17 protein-coding genes and 2 pseudogenes are annotated in these 19,462 nt (G+C 54.2%); 13 read left to right on the top strand and 6 right to left on the bottom strand.

Annotated elements, in window-relative coordinates; genetic code table 11:
• Positions 1 to 366, top strand: coding sequence for a DUF6527 family protein (locus HNE_RS19180; RefSeq protein WP_011647539.1), 366 nt, complete (start codon positions 1 to 3; stop codon positions 364 to 366).
• 267 nt (positions 367 to 633) lie between these two features.
• Here HNE_RS19180 and terL read toward each other — a convergent pair whose 3' ends face one another.
• The 4 genes from terL to HNE_RS12575 form a co-directional block, all read right to left on the bottom strand.
• Positions 634 to 2,058: a phage terminase large subunit gene (terL, locus tag HNE_RS12590; RefSeq protein ID WP_011647538.1), complete on the bottom strand. Its 1,425-nt coding sequence runs from the start codon at positions 2,056 to 2,058 to the stop codon at positions 634 to 636.
• Entirely contained in the window at positions 2,048 to 2,443 is a 396-nt protein-coding gene (locus tag HNE_RS12585) for a DUF5681 domain-containing protein (RefSeq protein ID WP_011647537.1), read from the bottom strand. Before HNE_RS12585 ends, terL begins: the two co-directional genes overlap by 11 nt.
• Positions 2,440 to 3,792, bottom strand: a complete 1,353-nt coding sequence (locus HNE_RS12580; protein WP_011647536.1) for a site-specific DNA-methyltransferase — start codon at positions 3,790 to 3,792, stop codon at positions 2,440 to 2,442. The genes HNE_RS12585 and HNE_RS12580 overlap by 4 nt, the downstream gene beginning before the upstream one ends.
• 149 nt (positions 3,793 to 3,941) lie before the next feature.
• On the bottom strand, positions 3,942 to 4,541 hold the full coding sequence (locus tag HNE_RS12575; RefSeq protein ID WP_011647535.1) for a hypothetical protein: 600 nt from the start codon (positions 4,539 to 4,541) through the stop codon (positions 3,942 to 3,944).
• 118 nt (positions 4,542 to 4,659) lie between these two features.
• Between HNE_RS12575 and HNE_RS12570 the strand changes: the two genes are divergently transcribed.
• The 10 genes and pseudogenes from HNE_RS12570 (at position 4,660) to HNE_RS12535 (ending at position 16,253) form a co-directional block, all read left to right on the top strand.
• Positions 4,660 to 4,869 carry a helix-turn-helix domain-containing protein gene (locus tag HNE_RS12570; protein ID WP_011647534.1) on the top strand — a complete coding sequence of 70 codons (210 nt, stop codon included), beginning with the start codon at positions 4,660 to 4,662 and terminating at the stop codon, positions 4,867 to 4,869.
• Positions 4,870 to 5,122: 253 nt separating this feature from the next.
• Positions 5,123 to 6,664 carry a type I restriction-modification system subunit M gene (locus tag HNE_RS12565; protein ID WP_011647533.1) on the top strand — a complete coding sequence of 514 codons (1,542 nt, stop codon included), beginning with the start codon at positions 5,123 to 5,125 and terminating at the stop codon, positions 6,662 to 6,664.
• Positions 6,661 to 7,806 carry a restriction endonuclease subunit S gene (locus HNE_RS12560; RefSeq protein WP_011647532.1) on the top strand — a complete coding sequence of 382 codons (1,146 nt, stop codon included), beginning with the start codon at positions 6,661 to 6,663 and terminating at the stop codon, positions 7,804 to 7,806. The genes HNE_RS12565 and HNE_RS12560 overlap by 4 nt, the downstream gene beginning before the upstream one ends.
• Before the next feature lie 179 nt (positions 7,807 to 7,985).
• On the top strand, positions 7,986 to 8,750 hold the full coding sequence (locus tag HNE_RS12555; protein ID WP_148205890.1) for a hypothetical protein: 765 nt from the start codon (positions 7,986 to 7,988) through the stop codon (positions 8,748 to 8,750).
• Positions 8,747 to 12,151: a DEAD/DEAH box helicase family protein gene (locus tag HNE_RS12550; protein ID WP_011647530.1), complete on the top strand. Its 3,405-nt coding sequence runs from the start codon at positions 8,747 to 8,749 to the stop codon at positions 12,149 to 12,151. The genes HNE_RS12555 and HNE_RS12550 overlap by 4 nt, the downstream gene beginning before the upstream one ends.
• Positions 12,152 to 12,447: 296 nt before the next feature.
• Positions 12,448 to 12,570, top strand: a pseudogene (locus tag HNE_RS18420) (integrase core domain-containing protein); the annotation flags it as partial.
• Positions 12,571 to 13,176: 606 nt separating this feature from the next.
• On the top strand, positions 13,177 to 13,743 hold the full coding sequence (locus HNE_RS18415; protein WP_011647529.1) for a 7-cyano-7-deazaguanine synthase: 567 nt from the start codon (positions 13,177 to 13,179) through the stop codon (positions 13,741 to 13,743).
• Positions 13,744 to 13,847: 104 nt separating this feature from the next.
• On the top strand, positions 13,848 to 14,714 hold the full coding sequence (locus HNE_RS12545; protein WP_049755131.1) for a hypothetical protein: 867 nt from the start codon (positions 13,848 to 13,850) through the stop codon (positions 14,712 to 14,714).
• Positions 14,715 to 14,840: 126 nt separating this feature from the next.
• Entirely contained in the window at positions 14,841 to 15,647 is an 807-nt protein-coding gene (locus HNE_RS12540) for a CBASS oligonucleotide cyclase (RefSeq protein WP_233351911.1), read from the top strand.
• A gap of 6 nt (positions 15,648 to 15,653) precedes the next feature.
• Positions 15,654 to 16,253: a hypothetical protein gene (locus HNE_RS12535; protein ID WP_035591016.1), complete on the top strand. Its 600-nt coding sequence runs from the start codon at positions 15,654 to 15,656 to the stop codon at positions 16,251 to 16,253.
• Between the two features lie 517 nt (positions 16,254 to 16,770).
• On the opposite strand, the gene HNE_RS12530 is transcribed toward HNE_RS12535, so the two are convergent.
• A complete protein-coding gene (locus HNE_RS12530) occupies positions 16,771 to 17,064 on the bottom strand; it encodes a hypothetical protein (protein ID WP_035591013.1) in 294 nt (97 codons plus the stop codon).
• Between HNE_RS12530 and HNE_RS18970 the strand changes: the two are divergent.
• Positions 17,035 to 17,678, top strand: a pseudogene (locus tag HNE_RS18970) (DDE-type integrase/transposase/recombinase); the annotation flags it as partial. The gene HNE_RS12530 and the pseudogene HNE_RS18970 sit on opposite strands and share 30 nt — an antisense overlap.
• A gap of 69 nt (positions 17,679 to 17,747) precedes the next feature.
• On the opposite strand, the gene HNE_RS12520 reads toward HNE_RS18970, so the two are convergent.
• Positions 17,748 to 18,128, bottom strand: coding sequence for a helix-turn-helix domain-containing protein (locus tag HNE_RS12520; protein ID WP_011647526.1), 381 nt, complete (start codon positions 18,126 to 18,128; stop codon positions 17,748 to 17,750).
• A 152-nt stretch (positions 18,129 to 18,280) separates the two neighbouring features.
• Between HNE_RS12520 and HNE_RS12515 the strand changes: the two genes are divergently transcribed.
• On the top strand, positions 18,281 to 19,429 hold the full coding sequence (locus tag HNE_RS12515) for a hypothetical protein (RefSeq protein ID WP_049755128.1): 1,149 nt from the start codon (positions 18,281 to 18,283) through the stop codon (positions 19,427 to 19,429).
• Positions 19,430 to 19,462: the final 33 nt, after the last annotated feature.

The raw sequence follows: 19,462 nt of genomic DNA, 5'->3' as shown, positions 1-19,462 counted from the left end.
ATGAAAGAGAAAATTTCACGGTTATTGAGAAGCGTCCACCTATTGCAGTTTAACTTTTTGGCGACCCGAGTTTCGAGATTGCCGGACTCTTCAACAATGGAAGCAGACAAGCTCACCCTCGTCCAAAGTGGCAATGTTAAGAAATGGGCATGCTTTAAGTGTCCTGGTGGTTGTGGGGAAGTCATCAATCTTTCGCTCAACCCTAAGCAGCGGCCGCGGTGGCAAATCTCGGAAGACTTCTGGTTGCGGCCCACAATACATCCTTCGGTCCATCAAAAAAACAAATGTGGATGCCACTTTTGGATCAAATCTGGGAAGGTACACTGGTGTAAGGACGGACGTCCTATGCATTCAATGAAAGACTAACTTATTTGTCAGCTCCCCACGAAAACGTCCCGCGGCATGTCTGACCACCTAGGTAACAGTATCGGCCTCGATCGCGCAAAACGGAAAGCCCGCTAATGCACTTGAGCAATGGTTTGCAACTACGATCCCAATGTCTCCTATGGGGATATTTGAGCCGCGACGATAATCGTCGCGGCTCCGCAAAATGGATCAAATGTGGCGGCGTTTGTCATTCTGACAGCAGCAAGCCCAAAGAGTTTCACTTCAGCTTGCATAGCTAGAACAGCGCTACACCATCGTCACAGTCACCATAGGCGGTCCGGCAAGATAGCCACGGAACCAGTTGATCGCTTGGCTGAGTGCGTCCACCTGGTCGTCATGGGCACCTTTGGGAAATGCCTGCAGTTCGGATATGAGGCCGTCGATCCAGCTCCCCTCGGCAGGGAGCCAGATCTTGCCTGCGTCCACCATGATCATCGCTTTCCCCATCCGGACGGTCTTCGCATGAGTGGGCTTGATGCTGACGAGCTTTTCGTGGGCCTCCTCCGGAGAATAATGCCCATGAAGCTCCTGCAGCAGCGCTTGGCCTGCCGATGCGTTTTCGACGAGAATGTACCGCACGCCGTATTTCTTTGCGATGGCAATCACGGAGGAACGAAGCGCGGGAAACTCCAAGTGAGCCCGCTTCTGACCGAATAGATATATTCGCCCATTGCTCGCGGCCCATAGCTGAATGACAGAGTAAGAGCCACTTTCGACACCAGAGGAGGCGTCGACGCTGAGGAACCAGAAGTCTATCGCTTGTGGTAGCTTAGCGAACCGCTTGAACTTTGAGACGTCAATTGCTCCGCCACCGGATTGAACGGGGATCTGGAGGTATTGCGCTGAAAAGTCCGCGTGACCTTGTAGCTGCCGTTGTTCATCCAGAATTGCCTGCGACAGGAACTCGGGATGAAGCAGCTCTCCCTGTTTCCAATGATGCACTTTACCCTCGCTAATGGGCACATCCATGTCCTTCTGCGCGATGGCAGGAAGGATTAGGCTTTTCCACCCGGTCATCCCGAGCAGAAATGCCGTGGTGTCGTGGACACTGACGCGCTGCATCACCAAAAGCACGGTGCCAGTGTCTTTATCGTTGAGACGCGACATTAGCACTTTCGTGATCCATCGATTGTTGTTCGCGCATTGCTCGGGATTGTCCGCGATGCTCGCATCAATAGGATCGTCAATAATAATGTCGGATCCACCAAGCCCTGTCACGTCACTGTTGACCGATGTGGCGCGACGCCCGCCACCCAGGGATGTCCTGAAAATCAATTCATTGTCGGCGTCGGGCTTGCCGCGCATTGTCGGAAATGCGTCCTTGTACCATGTGGCGTTCACGACCTTTCGGAACAGGAAAGAGAGTTCTTTGGCGAGTTCCATATTGTGGCTGACCACAATGAACATCTTTGTAGGATCGTGTCCTAGGACAAATGCGACCCAGGCCACAGAGATGATGGTCGATTTCAATGAGCGGGGGCACGAGTTGACGATGCCTCGCCTGAACCTGCCGGTCCACATTTGTTGGAGGAAATAAGCGATCGCAAAGTGGTGCCAGTTTAATTTGAACTTGGTGCCAGGATTGAGGGTGAGAAACACCTTGCCGAGAAATGTCGGGAAATCGTTTCGCAAAGCTGCGTTCAATGCGTCCTTACCAAGATCATTCAACATTGTTCGTCTCCTTGCTTTGTCGCTTCACGGCACGCTCGACATATGCGGCGAGAAGCGCCTGGTCCTCCTCGCTTGGTGGCAGTGTGTTGCTAACGCCATCAGCATCCTGAGGCATGTGAATGGCGGCCAGTTTCAAAAGCTCAGACAGCGCTTTAGCGTTGCCCGATAGGGCGTCATTGACGAGTTTCATGATCGCGGCTTCAAGTTTCGTGGCTTTGGTTTTCTTGCCCTGGACTTTGATCTCGATCTTGGACGTGAGCTCCTTTTGCAGCACCGACCTAAGGGATTTTGCCCCTTTCGGACGGCCCTTGGGATTGCCAGACTGGCCCGGCTTGTATTGCGATTTCTTCGGCGGCTTGCCGTAACCGATCGGAGGGTTGCTCATGCTGCGCCCTCCTTACCCGGAGGAGGCAGAAAAAGGGCTGGCGGGTTTTTCCCCGTCCGGTCCAGAACAGCCTGGCGTCCGGTCATTTCTTCCCAGCGCCGAACTGCAACGTCACAGTATTTCGGCTCGAGTTCGATGACTCTGGCAACACGGTTGGTTCGCTCCGCCGCCAGGATGAGCGTGCCCGAGCCCCCAAAGCCATCAATACAGATGTCGCCCGGCGCCGAAGCATCCATGATCGCGTCGGCAACCATGGTCACCGGTTTAACGGTAGGGTGATCGGCAATGTCCTTGTCCCGACCTTTCCGGAACGTGTTGGCGCCGGCATATGACCAGACGTTCGTACGGTTCCGGCCGAAGCGACCGAGCTGGACATTATTAATGTGTGGCGCAGTCCCAACTTTGTAGACCGCGACGAGCTCATGCCGACTTCTATAGAAGGAGCCCATCCCGCCATTGGTCTTGGCCCAGACGCAGAGATTGAGCTGGGCGGAGTAGAGGGGATCGGCGGCCGCGTAGAGCTCCCGCATGTGCCGGTGATCCATACAGATATAGTGGATGGCGCCATCGATGCTCCACTCTACCGCCCCACCCAGCGCCCCATAGAGAAACGCCACAAACTGTTCGGGTGACATCTCGCTCGATCCCATGGCGAATTCGTCATGGTCCTTCGAAGAAACATGCCCCTTGATCTTCACATTATAGGGCGGATCGGTGAAGCAGACACGGGCGCGCTCACCGCGCATCAGGCACTGCCAATCCAATGGCTCAAGGCAACTACCGCAGAGAAGCCGGTGCTGGCCCATAATCCATAGATCTCCGGGCCGCGTAACGGCCTGCGCGGGAGGCGGAGGAACCAGCGGCTCCTCATCGACGGCGGCTTCATCGCTGCCAATGACCAGATCGATCTCGCCGATATCGAAGCCGGTGGTTTCAAGATCGATGTCGCAGCCAAACTCCACGAGCATGGAGAGTTCCTGTTTCAGGATGCCTTTGTCCCAGCTGCCTTCTTCAACAATCTTGTTGGCGTGCAAAACAAAGGCGGCTTTCTGATCACGTGAAAGATGGGTGATCCGGATCGCCGGAATATTGTCGAGGCCAATGGCCTTGAAAGCCCCCACCCGGAGATGCCCCGAGAGAATCATGTTGCTTTCATCGATGATGATCGGATCCAGGAGGCCAATGTCCTGGATAGATTTGATCAGCTTTTTGAGCTTGCTGGCCGTGTGGCGCCGGGCAGACCTTGGGTAGGCGATCAGAACTGCGATCGCGACGTGGATGATTGTTGGTGTGGGAAAGTTATTTAGCGGATCACAGCGTTCGGGCTGTGCATTCTGGGCATGAGTCATTGCATCCTCCGAAGCAGGGGATGGGTCAGCTACATGCAGCGTCCATGAAAAAAGGACGGGCGCTACACATAGCTGACCCGTCCTTGGAACAGTCTTCAGAAAAGTTGATTCGGCGACATGAGTCAACTACGCCAGTGACGCTTCAGTTCTCAAAAAAGCTCGCGGGTCACTGCCTGCCGAAACGCCTTCAGCTCGTTGATGTGAAATCTGCCGTCGCGGTCGACGCCCGAGCGGCCCTGGATCCGAAACACAAGGACCGTTTCGCCCTTCGTCTCCATGTCTTCAATCACCTGATTGAGTTCCTCTGCGGTGAATTCAAAAACAATATCCTCACGATGCATGCAGCCTTGAGCAGAGCACCGGTTGGCATCGAAGTTGATCCGGTCAACCGTCCGGGTTGAGAGCGTGTGCTGGAAGGTCACCGATATGGGTTGAAGCCAAGTCCCGTGGATGTCGCTCACGACATATCCTTGCAGAGTAACATTCCCTGTGTCGCGGAATTTATAGGCCCGGAGGAACTGGTCTTCCTGAGGACCCCAGCTGAACTGATAGTCTTGATATGCGGCGATCGTGTTGATTTCGATTGTCGGGTTGAGCGGATCATCAATGACTTTGATGCCGGCGGCAAAATCAGGCGTCGCCCTGGTCAGGAAGGCGGTTTCTCGCTCCTCCAGGGTTTCAGTCACGGCGCATCCGGTAAGCGCAAGCATCAAAGCGGGGGCGGCGAGCAGTATTGTTCGGAATGTCATGAGGTCTCCTGTTGCACTCTATGAGTCTCATTGCCGCTCAGGTTGCGTCGGAGTTCAAGCGGAAAAAGAGACTCATAGTCTGTAGATCAATCGGCAACATCGGCGTCGCTAGGGCGCCATGGATATCCGACAGAAATTTGGCAAACGGCTCCGCCAGCTGCGCGAAGAGCGCGGCTGGTCACAGGAAGAATTTGCGGACCGGGCAGGGCTACACAGGACTTACGTTTCGGCGGTGGAGCGGGGTGTCAGAAACCCCACGCTTTCGGTCCTGGAGCGGCTGGCGAAGGCGCTGGACATTAAGCTTTCGGAATTAGTCCAGTCAGTGTGATGCGCTGGAATAGGAGTGCGCGTCACCAACCAAAAAGGTGCGCATCGATCTAGGGTAGCGGGATTTGTATCTCGCGGCTAAGCTTTCATGATGAAAGATTCTAGGAAGTTCATTCTCACTATCCGGCAAACTGCATCAGATGTGGATGCTTTACCGCAAATGGATCCCCGCGGGGATCGTGAATTCACTAAATGAATTGGGCTCGCTTAAATTGTTTTTGCGATGGTCACTATTTAACGAAGAATGAGGCGTAATGCTCACCGGCGACATCCGTATCAAGGTCGATCAAATCTGGAATGCCTTCTGGTCAGGGGGCGTATCGAACCCGCTCTCCGTGATCGAGCAGATCACCTATCTTCTTTTCATCAAGCGGCTAGATGATCTCCACACCCTGGAGGAAAACAAGGCGGCCAATCTCGGCATCAAGATGGAGCGCCGTATCTTCCCAGACGGGAAAGATGATCAAGGGCGTGACTGGTCAGACCTGCGCTGGTCGCGGTTCAAGAACTTTGAAGCCCGCGCCATGATGGACGTGGTGGCGGAGCGTGTCTTCCCCTTCCTGCGCCAGATGGGGGAGGAGGGCTCCAGTTACGGCGAGCACATGCGTGATGCGCGCCTTGGCTTTTCCAACGCCGCGCTGCTCGCGAAGGCCGTCGATTTGCTCGATAAAATCCCGATGGATGATCGCGACACCAAGGGGGATCTCTACGAATACATGCTCGGCAAGATCGCGAGTGCAGGGCAGAACGGCCAGTTCCGCACTCCGCGCCACATCATCCAGCTGATGGTCGAGATGACGCAGCCAACCCCGCAAGATGTGATCTGCGATCCGGCAGCGGGAACGTGCGGCTTCCTTGTCGCGGCGGGCGAGTATCTGCGGGAGAAGCATGCATCGCTTTTCCGGCACGAAAAGCAGCGTACGCACTTCCACAACGGCATGTTCCACGGGTTCGACTTCGACCCGACCATGCTCCGCATTGGTTCTATGAACATGGTGTTGCACGGGGTTGAGAACCCCGATGTCAGCTATCGTGACAGCCTTGCACAGGAGCATGACGCTGATGCGGGGCGTTATTCCCTCATTCTCGCCAACCCACCGTTTGCAGGTTCGCTGGATTATGACACGACCGCGAAAGACCTTCAGCAAATCGTCAAGACGAAGAAGACCGAGCTTCTCTTCCTCGCGCTCTTCCTGCGCCTTCTGAAAACCGGCGGGCGCGCGGCGGTGATCGTGCCGGACGGCGTTCTCTTCGGCTCTTCCACGGCGCACAAGACGCTGCGTGAAATGCTGGTCGAAAAGCACAAGCTGGAGGCGGTGCTGAAACTGCCCTCCGGGGTGTTCCGGCCCTATGCGGGCGTCTCTACCGCGATCCTCTTCTTCACAAAGACCGGCGTGGGCGGCACCGATCACGTCTGGTTCTATGACCTCCAGGCCGATGGCCAGAGCCTCGATGACAAACGCACCGAGCTGTTGGCTCCAGAAAAACTGGGAGCGACGCCGCGCGAGGCGCTAGTCGAGGGCGAGCACGACAAGAACAATCTACCGGACGCGCTCGCCCGCTGGTTCGCGCGCGACGCGGCTGAGCGGGAGAACCCGCGCACGGCGCAGAGCTTCTGCGTGCCGAAGGCCGAGATCGCCGCGACCGGAACTTACGACCTCTCGCTCAACCGCTACAAGCAGGTGGAGCATGAGGAGGTGGAGCACGAAAGCCCCGCCGCTATAATCGCCGACCTGCGCAAGCTGGAGGACGAGATAAGCAAAAGCCTCACCAACCTGGAGGCAATGCTGGGATGAATTGGCCCCTCAGAACGCTTGACGAGATTTTCGAGATCGCGCGCGGAGGCTCGCCCCGTCCGATTGACCAATTCATCACGGATGCGGACGACGGCGTGAATTGGATCATGATCGGCGATGCGTCAAACAGCTCGAAGCACATTCGTGAGACCAAGAAAAAGATCAAACCATCTGGGGTATCACGGTCCCGATTGGTTAAACCGGGTGACTTCCTTCTCACAAACTCTATGAGCTTCGGAAGGCCTTACATCCTCGATACACACGGTTGCATACATGACGGCTGGCTTGTTCTTAGTCCACGCCGCGCCAACGTGGATCACGACTATTTTTATCACTTGCTCGGCTCGCCTGCGATCTTCGGGCAATTTGAGAAACTGGCGGCGGGCGCGACGGTCAAGAACCTGAACATCGACTTGGTCAAAAGAGTCATCGTCGCGCTCCCTCCGCTGGAGGAGCAGAAGCGGATTGCGGCGATCCTGGATCAGGCCGATGAGCTGCGCCGCAAACGCCAGCGCGCCCTCGACCGCCTCAACCAACTCGGCCAAGCCATCTTCATCGACATGTTTGGTGATGGGGCCTCGTTCGAGAGCGCATCACTCAGAACGTTAGGAAGAGTCTCAACTGGCTCAACGCCACCCACCTCTGATGCGGATAGCTTCGGCGGACCGGTGCCCTTTGTCACGCCAGGAGACCTCGGCTCCGGTGAAGCCGTAAAACGAAGTCTGACTGAAGCCGGTGCTCAGAAGTCACGATTGGTCGGCCCTGGAGCCACGTTGGTGTGCTGTATCGGCGCGACCATCGGGAAGATGGGGCAAGCAAGGGAGCGGTCAGCGTTTAATCAACAGATAAACGCTGTTGATTGGGGTGATCGAATTGGGGCTGCCTTCGGCTTCTTTGCTGTTCAGCAAATTCGCAGCCTAATAATCCACAAGGGCAAGGGGGCATCCACTACGCTTCCAATACTGAAAAAATCTGAGTTTGAAAAACTAGAGATTTTTGTTCCGCCGATGGTTGAGCAGCAGGAATTCGCCCATCGTGTAGGTATTGTTCAATGTTCGCTGACCGACGCTTCATTACACAATAGCCGATTAGAGGAGCTGTTCGCTTCTCTCCAACACCGCGCATTCCGAGGAGAACTATAGCGATGCGAGGCGACCTCAAATCAGCTTGGCCATATGTGTGGAGTGATATCTGGGTTCGGCTCTACGAAACTAGGGGTGCCCCAGTCGAGCTGTTCTCCGAGATGTACGCTGCGCTGATATCAAGGCCTCGCCCACCCGCGACGCCGCCAGAGCCCACGGTTTTCGACGCAGACGGAAACATGACTGATTCCGAAGAGATTGCAGCGGCAACGGCCTTCCGAGAAGCGCTGGAAGCCTACAACAGGGAACGTCTTGCCTACGAGCAGGCATTGACCGCCGAACCCGAGAGCGCTCGGACTTGGTTGCGGGAGGGCCTTCAAGCTACACTGCGAACGGAAGCGGATGCGGTCACTGCCCTGGAGAAGGCTTTCACCAAGCTCAATGACATTGGCGGCGACGCGCTTTCAAATCGCTATGTCAACCTCGTTGAGGCGTTCATCGAAAAATACAATCTACGTTACGATTTGCGACGTCCGTTCACTCTGCACCCGACGCTGTCGGGTGTTTTCACCCAACTGATCTGTCAGCTCAAAGGCGCAACGACGAACGATGTGCACTTGGACGCAATCATGCGCGACTTCGAGGATTCCTTCCGGGACTTAAAATCGGGAGTCACGCCCGCCCGGATCAAGGCCTGCATTTCTCGGCAGGCCAATTTGCTGGAGGCTATTGGTCAGATAGCGCCCAATGTCACCGGCAACACCCTCGGTGCGATCTGCGATCAAGTGGGGACTTGGCCCCATGAAGGTCTGAAAGAGTCCGCCAAGAGCATTTATAGGTTTGCAAACCAGTATCCTGGCATTCGCCATGCTGGAACTCATGCTACACAGCTCCGAGAGATTGAGCTACGCGACCTTATCGCTGTTTCGGTAATGTTAGCCGGAATCACGCCTTACCTAACTGACCGCATGAGTAATGAAGCGATCTATGGAGTTGGCGCATGACCCAGTTCGCCTTCCTCCAGACCGAGTTTCCCGAGGTCTTCGCCTTAGCGAGGAAGGCGGAGATGTCTGCGACCACAGACGCGCGCGGGGCATGCTTCCATGCGCGCCTTGCACTGGAGACGGCGGTCAAGTGGATGTACGCCCACGATCGCAACCTTCGCTCTCCCTACGACACCGCGCTCTCCGCACTGATCCATGAAGGCACTTTCCGGGCCTTGGTTGGCAACGCTCTCGTCACCAAAGCGCGCATCATCAAGGACTACGGCAACGCCGCTGCGCACGAGACACGCACCATACCGCCCGGCAACGCCATCATCTCCGTGCGCGAACTGTTCCATTTCAGCTATTGGCTGGTGCGTACCTATGCGCGCGGGAATAAGCCTGATGCAGGGCTGACCTTCGACCAGAACGCGTTGCCCCGAGCCGTCCAAGTCGAGGCCTCTACCCTCGCCAAGTTGCAAGCTCTAGCGAAGGAGCGTGAGAGCACCGCAAAGGCGCATGAGGATGCGGAATCTGCACGCATCCAAAGCGAAGCAGACGCAAGAGCACGCGATGCGGAGATCGCACGGCTTCAAGCCGAGATCGCCGCCATCAAACAGGCCAATGCCGCGACGCAAGACACCCATGACTACAATGAAGAGGAAACCCGCGACGCATTCATCGACTTGCTCTTGCGCGAAGCGGGCTGGCCGCTCGATCAGAAGCGGGACAGAGAGTTTCCCGTCACCGGCATGCCCAACACAAAAGGGGAGGGGTTTGTCGATTACGTGCTCTGGGGTGATGACGGTATACCGCTCGCCGTCATCGAAGCAAAGCGCACTCGCCGAGATGCGCGCGTCGGCCAGCAGCAGGCCAAGCTTTACGCGGATTGCTTGGAGAAGCAGTTTGGCATCCGCCCCCTGATATTTTACACGAACGGATATGAGCACTGGCTCTGGGATGATGAACGCTACCCGCCGCGCGCCGTGCATGGGTTTCTGAAGAAAGACGAGCTGGAACTGTGGCGGCAGCGAAAGACCGCTCGCCGCATGCTATCGACGACCAGCATCGATGGCGAAATCGTCGAGCGCTATTACCAGACCCGCGCCATCAGGCGTGTCGGTGAAGTGTTCGAAAAAGATCATCAGCGCAAAGCGCTGTTGGTTATGGCAACCGGCAGCGGCAAGACCCGAACGGTTATCGCGCTGATCGATCAGTTGATGCGCGCCAATTGGTGCAAACGCATGCTATTCCTCGCCGATCGCGTTGCCCTCGTCCGGCAAGCACACAATAATTTCAAAAAACACCTGCCTTCTGCGCCAAGCGCCAACTTGATACAGGCGCACGATCCACAGAAGAACAACCATCACGCGGCCCGCGTGTGTCTTTCGACCTATCCCACGATGATGAATCTCATTGACGAGATGGAGAACGGACAGCGTCGTTTCGGCCCTGGCCATTTCGATCTGATCGTCATCGATGAGGCGCACCGGTCTATCTATCGGAAGTATCGATCGATCTTTGACTATTTCGACAGCTTGCTTGTCGGTCTCACAGCCACGCCGCGCGACGAAATCGATCGCGATACCTACTCACTCTTCGAGCTGGAGCGCGGTGTTCCGACTGACTCATACGATCTGGATCAGGCCGTTGCCGATCGCTTTCTGGTGCCACCGCGCGCGATTTCTGTCCCGTTGCGTTTCGTGCGGGAGGGCATCAAGTATGACGACCTCTCCGATGAGGAAAAGACGAAGTGGGACGCGCTGGAATGGGAGGGCAAGCTTCCCCCTGGCGATGTCGATGCGAACGCGGTCAATAAATGGCTCTTTAACACTGACACGGTCGACAAGGTGCTCAAGCATCTAATGACCTACGGCCTAAAGGTCGCGAGCGGCGATCGGCTGGGTAAGACGATCATCTTTGCGAAGAACCATGAGCATGCCAAGTTCATCTGCGAGCGGTTCGATGCAAACTATCCGCATCTGAAGGGCCATTTTGCCCGCGTTGTCGATTATCAGACAGAATATGCGCAGTCGTTAATCGATGACTTTTCGGTGCCAGAACGCGCGCCGCATATCGCCATCTCAGTGGACATGCTGGATACTGGTATTGACGTACCGGAAGTGGTCAACCTCGTTTTTTTCAAGATCGTTCGTTCAAAGACCAAGTTCTGGCAGATGATTGGGCGCGGAACGCGATTGAGTCCCGATCTCTTTGGTCCAGGACAGCACAAGTCAGAGTTCTACATTTTCGATTTCTGTCAGAACTTCGAATTCTTCAACCAGAACCCTAAGGTGACGGAAGGCGCACTTGGACGCTCTCTCAGCCAAAGGCTTTTTGCGACACGTGTAGAGATCGCAAGCGCTCTCCAGGGTTTGCCGCAAGACGAGCGTGGCGATGGGCTCGATAAACTCGACACAGACACTCGTCGTCGCCTTCTGGACGAAGTGACAAGTATGAGCCTTGAGAATTTTCTCGTGCGCGCCAAGCGGCGCGCGGTTGAGACGTTCCAACAGCCCGAGGCTTGGATAGACCTATCTGCCGACGATCGTGAAACTCTAATCAATGAGATCGCTGGGCTGCCCACAGCTCTTATTGATGACGATGTGGCAGCCAAACAGTTCGATATGCTCGTCTTAAACGGTCAGCTCGCCTTGTTGTGCGGAAAAGCCAGCTTCGCGCGATGCAAAGAGAAGGTGATGGCGATTGCCGCCAAGCTTGAGGCATTGGGTAACGTGCCAATGGTTGCCGCTGTCATGACATTGATCTTGGAAGCGCAAACTGATGACTTCTGGCAGGATATGGACGCTTGGTCTCTAGAGCAGATGCGCCGCCGACTGCGCGATCTTATCAAGCTCATTGAAGGGGAAGATCGCGTTCTCGTATACACAGATTTTTCCGACGAGATAGGCGAGGCGACGATTGTCACTATCCCGAGCGCTAGCATTGGGACAGACAAAGCCCGCTTCCAGATGAAGGTCCAAGAATTTCTCAGGCGCCATCTCGACCATATTTCTGTTCAGAAGCTTAGACGAAATGAACAGCTAACGCAGCAGGATTTGAGTGAATTGGAACGCATCCTAGTGGAGCAAGCTGGTGCAACGGACAGCGACCTGGAAGAGGTTCGCGCTTTCGGTGGACTCGGTCTCTTCGTTCGTTCGCTAGTTGGTCTGGAGCGTGAAGCCGCTAAAGCTGCATTTTCAGAGTTTCTCGCTAATCGAAACTTGAATGCAAACCAGATTGAATTTGTGAACCTGATCATCGAGCATCTTACCGAGCGGGGCGCTATGGATCCGCGTCGCCTCTATGAAAGTCCATTCACAGATTTTGATGATCAAGGGATCAGTGGAATCTTTGCGCAAAATGACGTGCAGCTGATTGTGCATCTCCTGACCGAGGTTGGAAGGCGGGCGGCGGCATAAGCCTAAGTCGGTGATGTCATCGACAACGTTCAGGCTTCGGAACCTTCGTCCGCAAGCGAACTGATCGGGCGCGAAGTAGATGGACCTCGCTATGATACGCTGGCGCAGCCGGAAGCGGGGTCGGTACTCCCATCTCGATACGCTTTCTTGAGGGACCGAATTAGAGATGGAGCCCCGGTTTCGTCTCCGATGCCCCGAGTGATAGCAGACGGTTCAGGATGCTTTGTGTGGTCGTGACTTGACGTGAGAGGTCCTGGCAATGGTTGGCGATATCGCTTTGTTGGGCAATGGCCTACGCCCGAAGCCGGCTGAATGAATGGCGAGATGATTACAACCAAAACCGGCCGCATTCGGCGCTTGGAAACTTGACGCCAAGCGCCTTTGCGGCCCTACTTGAACCAGCCCGAAAAGTCGCATGAAGGCCGGACCAAATTCGGGGTCAGCACCAACCAGCGAACAGAGTCTTCAATTAAACGGCCCGGATCAGGGGGCTGGGTCATCATCAGCGATGATCATGTAGCTTAACTGGCAATGATTAAGAGTGATATTTGCCAACCGGGCGAAAGCCCCGGCCTGAAATAACAAGCTCTAAGGACACGAAAGTCGCGCTCATTGACAAGGGCCAGCAGGTTACTGAACAGGAGATCGAGACTTGCCTGAGCAGACCTAGCCCGTCTTTGAGCGCCTCGAACGTGAGCTCAACGTGCGCAAAGAGAGGCGCTATCACTTATCGGCCCGCCTGCAGAAAGCCAGACCATCCTAATGAGCCGCCGAATCAGCATGTGCTGCCAACCGTTTTGTTCACGTTGCGCGGATCATAATGGCAAGGTCACCTAAGCGCGACTGTTATCCCTAAAGGGTTCAAGGCGTTGCGGCACGCGAGGCCGAACAATCTCGCATAGGCGAGGCCAAGATAGCGCTAGGTGCAAGATTTCTTTCGCTCTCAAGCACAATCCTGTCGGACTTCCCAGTCCAATCCGAAGGATCAGACTGTTCATGTCCTTCGTTCCTGATACTTAGACTGAATGACAGCAGACGATTCGATTGAAACTGTAGTGCTTGTCAGCGGTGGAATAGATTCTGCGGCTTGCGCAGCGATGTATGCAAACAATGGCGGATCTACAACAGGAGTTTTTGTCGATTACGGTCATCCAGCCGCGATAGAAGAGTTTGCCTCAGCAGAAAAAGTATGCGCTGCGTTGGGTATCCCACTCCTCAAAACATCGTTTTCAACTGACCGCATCACTGGCCCCGGTGAAATTGTCGGGCGCAATGCCCTCCTTATTTGGTCGGCTGTTTTTGCATCCGGCATCAAAAAAGGAGTGATAGCAATTGGAGTTCACGCGGGAACTACATACTACGATTGTTCATCCACGTTTATAACGCGGATGGACAATATGTTGGCCGAATCAACCAACGGGCTAGTGCGCATCAGCGCCCCGTTTGTAAATGCGTCGAAATCCGAAGTGTTCAGCTACTTGCAACGATCTAAAGTTGAGGCTTCATTAACTTACAGCTGCGAATCCGGCAGCAAAGAGCCTTGTGGGATATGTGCCTCATGCCAAGACCGAACAAAACTCGGCCTACGCTAAAACACCGGAAGTTTCGCACGTCCAGTTCAAGCGAAACGACGCCTATATTGATTCCGTCGTTCTCCTCGAAAGGCTTCAAACACCACCTAAGTACGATGTCACTAATGCAAGAGTACATCTATTCGCCGACTCTGATCAGCGCTTACGACATCTACTTTGACCTTGTAGAGAGCGATAAACAGTTTCCGAGTTTCAATTCTGTACCATTGCTCATCATCGATAGCGGTGGTTACGAAGCGAATTGTGAGCCAGAGTTCTCAGAGACACCATCGCAGCACCATCGACCGAATCCTTGGACAATTGAGCATCTCCACGAGGCACTTTCCAAGTTTGAATCTGCTGCGCCGAAGGCTTTAGTAACTTATGATCATCCAGCGTTGCGAACGAGCATGGAGATCCAGATAGCTCGCGCGCTCGAGTTCAAAGATCGGTACCCAGACGATTCAATTATATTTTTGATGAAGCCAGAACGTGCTGGGCAAACCCAGCTGGATATTGATTCCATCAAGGGTCACGCTAAATCCATTGCAGTCTTTGACGCGATAGGGGTGACGGAAGACGAGGCGGGTCGCAGCTTGACTGACCGAATGGTTTTCATCGCAAAACTGCGTCAATGTCTGGACGATATCGGGGGCGATGCACCTATTCATGTGTTTGGCAGCTTGGATACGTTGCTCACCCAAGCATACTTTTTAGCTGGTGCAGATATTTTCGACGGCCTGACTTGGCTTCGTCATTACTATCATATGGATTCCACCGTTTATCGAAGGCACCATCCGATTATCGAGAACCGATTTGAGGAGCCCGCAGATAGAGCCGAGTCAAAAATGCACGTTCACAACTACAATCGGCTGCAAGAGATCCAGTCGAAGATGCGGGCGGCAATTGCAAGCCAATCGGTTGCCGGCCTTCCGCACTCTGAATTGATCATGAAAGCCTATGATTCAATGCAAGCAAGATTGGGGATTTAAATGGGAGGCGGCGGTGGGTCATTCTTCTCGGGCACCCGAACACCCAGAGAATTTGCGGAAGAGCTTCGAGAGCACCAGGGTAATGACCCCACGACGGCGGCGTATAATGTCGAAGTGGCCTCGTTGTTGAACGAATTGCTTGCTGACGCGAATAGTCGCGATGCAAAGTTGGCAAGAGAACGTATCGACAGTGTACTGTTGTCTTTGGATGACGCATTTGAAGAATCTTTTACGTCATTGATGGGCGGCTCAGTTGCCAAGCATACCTACGTTGATGGCCTCAGCGACGTGGACGCTCTTGTGGTCGTGAATGGCACCCAATTTGAAGGAACGAAGCCGGAAAGTGTGCTTGCTCAATTTGCTTCTGTCCTCGGAAAAGAAAATCCTGATGCAGAGGTTTCTGTGGGAAAAATGGCGGTCACAATGCGGTTTAACGATGGCATGGAACTGCAACTTCTGCCTGCCATTCGAACTTCAACGGGACTGAGAATTCCTTCATCTCGAACGGAAGAATGGTCGAATGTGGTCAAACCAAAAAAGTTCCAAGAAACACTGTCCCACCTAAACAACCTATGTGGCTCAAAGCTAGTGCCAACGATAAAGTTGGCGAAATCTGTCATCGCGGGACTCCCGTCCGACAATCGACTTTCCGGCTACCATATCGAAAGCTTAGCGATAGAAGTTTTCAAGAATTATCGCGGCGTTCACACGACAAAAGAAATGCTCCCTCACTTTTTTCGACAAGCAAAAGGTCTGGTCGCGCAACCCATTGCTGACAGCACAGGACAATCTCGGCATGTAGACGATTACCTAGGGCCGAGCGGCAGCCCGATGCGCAGGGACTCTGAGTTGTTGCTTGATCGAATTTCAAAACGCTTTGACGTTGCAGAGGCTACACGAAGCGTTCAACAATGGCGCATGGTTTTTGAGTAACAAAAAATGGAAGTGGATGAAAATCATTGGCAGCGCCATGTCGCGTCGATCAAGCGGCTTGCAGATCAGATGTGTTCTGCGCACGCAAGTTTATCTCAGCGATATTCACGTTACGCCACGGGTCTTGATGTACTTACATTCACGCTCTCTCTTTGGGGAGTGGCGCTTGCTTTCATCGACCCTGTGACCAACACTTCTCTTTCGCCGAAAGGAATCGAGCCTAGGATTTGGTTGGGAGTGCTCGCGTTCTTTACCGGTCTCTTATCCCTGATTCATCTACCCTTAAACTTGAAGGGACGGGCCGAAGCACATCGATCTGGCTTGCGTCAGTTCTCTGCGGTAAAGACCAGCGCCGCGCATGCAATGGCGAAACAGGGAGGCGCGTCACAAAAGGACTACGACAATATCAAAGCGGATTATGCTCGAGCTGGTCAAAACTCTATCGAGATCTCAGAGCCGGAATTCCTAAAGCAAAAACAAAAGCATCTGCGCAAAGTAGCTTTAAGCAAGGCGTTGGATAAAAATCCATTTGCCAACATAATGCTGATGAAAGTTCGGCTGCGCTTTGCACACAATCGCGAACTCCTTAATGGAGATATATCCTAGCATGCAGAAGAGCTCACTAACCTACTATAATACTGCGAAATTGTCCGTGATGGATGGTCCGTGGGCACATGAAATACTGCACCAGAAGTCCATTTTTCCGGAACACGTCAGCGAGCGCACCTTTCTGTGCGAAACGGCCTGGGTCATTTTGAATTCAGGCTTTCGTGAGACGGTTGTGAGGAAGTTATTCCCATACGTATCACTCTGTTTTTTCGATTGGCGTTGCGCCGAGTTGATTGCAACGGATAGAGAGAACGCAATCCGGCTTAGTGCGAACGCTTTCCGGAACGTTCAGAAACTGACCGCAATAGCTGATGTTGCTACGCTGGTGTCGGCGGAGGGGTTTGCTGCATACTGGGAACGCGTCCGAAAGACTCCAATTGAAAACTTGCAGAAACTCCCCTTTATCGGGCCCATAACTGTAATGCATCTAGCTAAGAATTTGGGGTTCGCAGTTTCGAAGCCAGATCGTCACCTGGTTCGATTAGCCAAACAATTGGGATACGATTGTCCAATGTTACTTTGTCGAGACATCTCCACCGAGTCTGGCGATACCGAAGATGTTGTGGACGCGGTCTTGTGGCGATTTCAAGCAAGTCATGCTCCGTACTTGAATTCTCACTGAACAAAGCAAGGTCGTATGGAAAGATTTACCGAAGCAGTCTTGCTCACGGATCTCGTCTGACAGCTTCACCTCATACCGGTAGTAGGTCTCGTTGATCCCGAAGGTCTGGCTCGCCAGCGCCACCGACACCCACTTATTCCACACAGCGATACAACTCGGCGCTGGGGCCTTCTTGATCTGTGCCATCTGTACCTGCGCAATGTGACGGGCTTCGCTTTGAACCATAAGCGCATCCCGCGTAACTATTGCGACTTGGAGCTGAACCTGCGGATCAAGCCGAAGAGGCAGATGGTTCGGGAAATTCCTGAGCCCCTGGCCGTTTCGGAGCGACGGAATGAAATGTGGTCGATGGGCTGTATGGCAGACCAGCTCGGCGACGTGCGATCCTTCCGGACACTGAATGTACTTGACGACTTCAACCGTGAATGCCTTACCGTTGAGGTTGACTTCTCTCGGATAGCGGCTCGCGCCGTTCGTACGCTCAGCCAGATCATCGAATTGCGCTGAAAGCCGATGGGCGTTCGCGTCGACAACGGGCCGGAAAAATCAGCGCCGCGATGCAAACCTGGGCGGCAAAGTGTGGCATCGGGATCTTCTACATCCAGCCCGGCAAGCCGCAGTAGAATGTCTATGTCGAAGGATACAACCGGACGGTCTGTCAGGAATGGCTGGCCAGTTCATCTTCAACACGATCGAGGAGGTCAAGGAGCCGCCACCGGTGGCTATGGAGTTAAAACAGCCAGTGCTCAAACAAGGGCATCGGCGGAATCACCCCTGCCATGAAACTGAAACTTGCCGCGTGCAGTCAAGAAATCCAGCCGCGTAAAAATGGAATGAATACCTTCCGTCTCGCGTTCGAGAGAGAATTGTCAAACCGCCATCGCCCTCAATACCCGCGCCATACTGGCGAGCACTTCCTTAGACTTCACCCGCTGGATCACGCCCTCGCATTCCTTCCGTAGGCGGGCCGCTTCGTCGTGCTGGTCCGACTTGGCGCACTGCTCGTTGAAATACAGATCTGAAACCTCCACCCCCAGAGCTTCTGCCACGATGGGCAACATGCCGGCGCTTAGTCGGTTGGCGGATGTTTCGTATTTTTGAAGCTGCTGATGGCTAACCCCGATTTCGGTGGCCAGGGCTTGCAGTGTGATATTTTGGCTTTGCCGCAGCGCGCGGATGTTAGAGCCAACAATTCGGTCGAGATCGTTCGGAGACCGAGAGGCAGGCGCTTTCGCTTTTTTCGGGGGCATCTGTTTCTCCTGAGTGTTCGGCTCATCAGCTTGGCCTGGGTCACTTCCCATAAATCCAATAGTAGCGCCCAATTTCCGGATAAGTTTTGCAAAATCGCAATCTTTGCGAGAAATTCTAACCCGCTAACTTTCGAATGCGCACAGGATCAGCAATGTCCATCTCCAAAGTCACAGAGCCGCAGGCCGTCCTCGATGCGATCGCAGAATATCGCCGCGGTCCGGACGCTTTCCTCCAGAAATACAAACGCGGGGAAGCGAGGGAGTACTATGTGGTGCATGAGGGGGAAGCGTTGCCGTCAAAGGCGATCCTCGCTGGCGCGTATTTTCATCAGCATGGAGCAGACATCGGCAAGTTTGTCGGTGGCGCGGGTGTTGCGCGCCAATTACAAAAGCTAGGGTTTGAAATGATCATCCGACGGGGCGGTAAGGACGTTCCAATCGGAGAGATCTTCGAGAATGAAACGCCTCACGGACATTCCTTTCGCATCGGTGCGCACTATAGTCGGCGCGCGGATATTCATGAAGTGTATGGCGGACAAATGCAGGGCGGGATTTCAACGCCGGCTGATGCGCCCTTTGTCTTTATCTTTACAGGCGACGCCGGCGAACAGCATGGATACCGCGACGGCTGGCAGGAAGACCGTGAGACCTTCCTCTATACCGGGGAAGGTCAACGGGGCGATATGACCTTTAAAAGAGGGAATCGCGCGATCCAAGAGCATGCCACTGACGGGAAGGCCATTTTGCTTTTCGAAGCCCTCGGCAAAGGCAAACTATACGAATTTATGGGAGAGTTTGTCTGTGCGGGCTGGGAGATGATCGACTCTCACGACATCGACAAGCTGGAGCGTAAGGCCATTCAGTTTCATCTCGTGCGGGCCGATGCTGTCGCTGATTCTGAAACAGACGAAGAAATTGAAGATCAACCTGATACGTCTATCGATGATCTGCGGACGTCTGCCTATGAGGCGGCGACCGCGGTCAGAAATTCTAATCCCAAGGAAGCGCGGCGAGTTTATCGTCAGCGCAGTGCAAAGATTAAAGCCTACATTCTCGCGCGAGCAGGCGGCGTCTGTGAACTGACGGGTGAGAAAGCCCCGTTCCTCACAAAATCAGGCCATCCCTATCTGGAAGTCCATCATACACAGCGGCTGTCAGACGATGGGCTCGACCACCCCCGCTGGGTCGCTGCCATTAGTCCGACGGCTCACCGAGAGATCCATTTCGGTGAGCGTGGCGATGAGCTCAATGAACGTCTCAAAGAGATAATCGCGGAGAAAGAAAAGTCGATCGCGCGCTAAGATTGCTATTCACGTTCGGTAATGGCTCCATCG

The organism is Hyphomonas neptunium ATCC 15444 (genome assembly GCF_000013025.1).
GTDB lineage: Bacteria > Pseudomonadota > Alphaproteobacteria > Caulobacterales > Hyphomonadaceae > Hyphomonas > Hyphomonas neptunia.
This window is presented reverse-complemented; position numbering and strand designations above follow the sequence as displayed.

Excerpts from the sequence above, each read along its gene's own strand:
- HNE_RS12575 (WP_011647535.1), bottom strand. The coding sequence starts at position 4,541 with ATGACATTCCGAACAATACTGCTCGCCGCCCCCGCTTTGATGCTTGCG.
- HNE_RS12520 (WP_011647526.1), bottom strand. The coding sequence starts at position 18,128 with ATGCCCCCGAAAAAAGCGAAAGCGCCTGCCTCTCGGTCTCCGAACGAT.
- HNE_RS12570 (WP_011647534.1), top strand. The coding sequence starts at position 4,660 with ATGGATATCCGACAGAAATTTGGCAAACGGCTCCGCCAGCTGCGCGAA.
- HNE_RS12560 (WP_011647532.1), top strand. The coding sequence starts at position 6,661 with ATGAATTGGCCCCTCAGAACGCTTGACGAGATTTTCGAGATCGCGCGC.
- HNE_RS12565 (WP_011647533.1), top strand. The coding sequence starts at position 5,123 with ATGCTCACCGGCGACATCCGTATCAAGGTCGATCAAATCTGGAATGCC.
- terL (WP_011647538.1), bottom strand. The coding sequence starts at position 2,058 with ATGTTGAATGATCTTGGTAAGGACGCATTGAACGCAGCTTTGCGAAAC.
- HNE_RS19180 (WP_011647539.1), top strand. The coding sequence starts at position 1 with ATGAAAGAGAAAATTTCACGGTTATTGAGAAGCGTCCACCTATTGCAG.
- HNE_RS18415 (WP_011647529.1), top strand. The coding sequence starts at position 13,177 with ATGACAGCAGACGATTCGATTGAAACTGTAGTGCTTGTCAGCGGTGGA.
- HNE_RS12555 (WP_148205890.1), top strand. The coding sequence starts at position 7,986 with ATGACTGATTCCGAAGAGATTGCAGCGGCAACGGCCTTCCGAGAAGCG.
- HNE_RS12530 (WP_035591013.1), bottom strand. The coding sequence starts at position 17,064 with ATGGCACAGATCAAGAAGGCCCCAGCGCCGAGTTGTATCGCTGTGTGG.
- HNE_RS12535 (WP_035591016.1), top strand. The coding sequence starts at position 15,654 with ATGGAAGTGGATGAAAATCATTGGCAGCGCCATGTCGCGTCGATCAAG.
- HNE_RS12550 (WP_011647530.1), top strand. The coding sequence starts at position 8,747 with ATGACCCAGTTCGCCTTCCTCCAGACCGAGTTTCCCGAGGTCTTCGCC.
- HNE_RS12585 (WP_011647537.1), bottom strand. The coding sequence starts at position 2,443 with ATGAGCAACCCTCCGATCGGTTACGGCAAGCCGCCGAAGAAATCGCAA.
- HNE_RS12545 (WP_049755131.1), top strand. The coding sequence starts at position 13,848 with ATGCAAGAGTACATCTATTCGCCGACTCTGATCAGCGCTTACGACATC.
- HNE_RS12580 (WP_011647536.1), bottom strand. The coding sequence starts at position 3,792 with ATGACTCATGCCCAGAATGCACAGCCCGAACGCTGTGATCCGCTAAAT.
- HNE_RS12515 (WP_049755128.1), top strand. The coding sequence starts at position 18,281 with ATGTCCATCTCCAAAGTCACAGAGCCGCAGGCCGTCCTCGATGCGATC.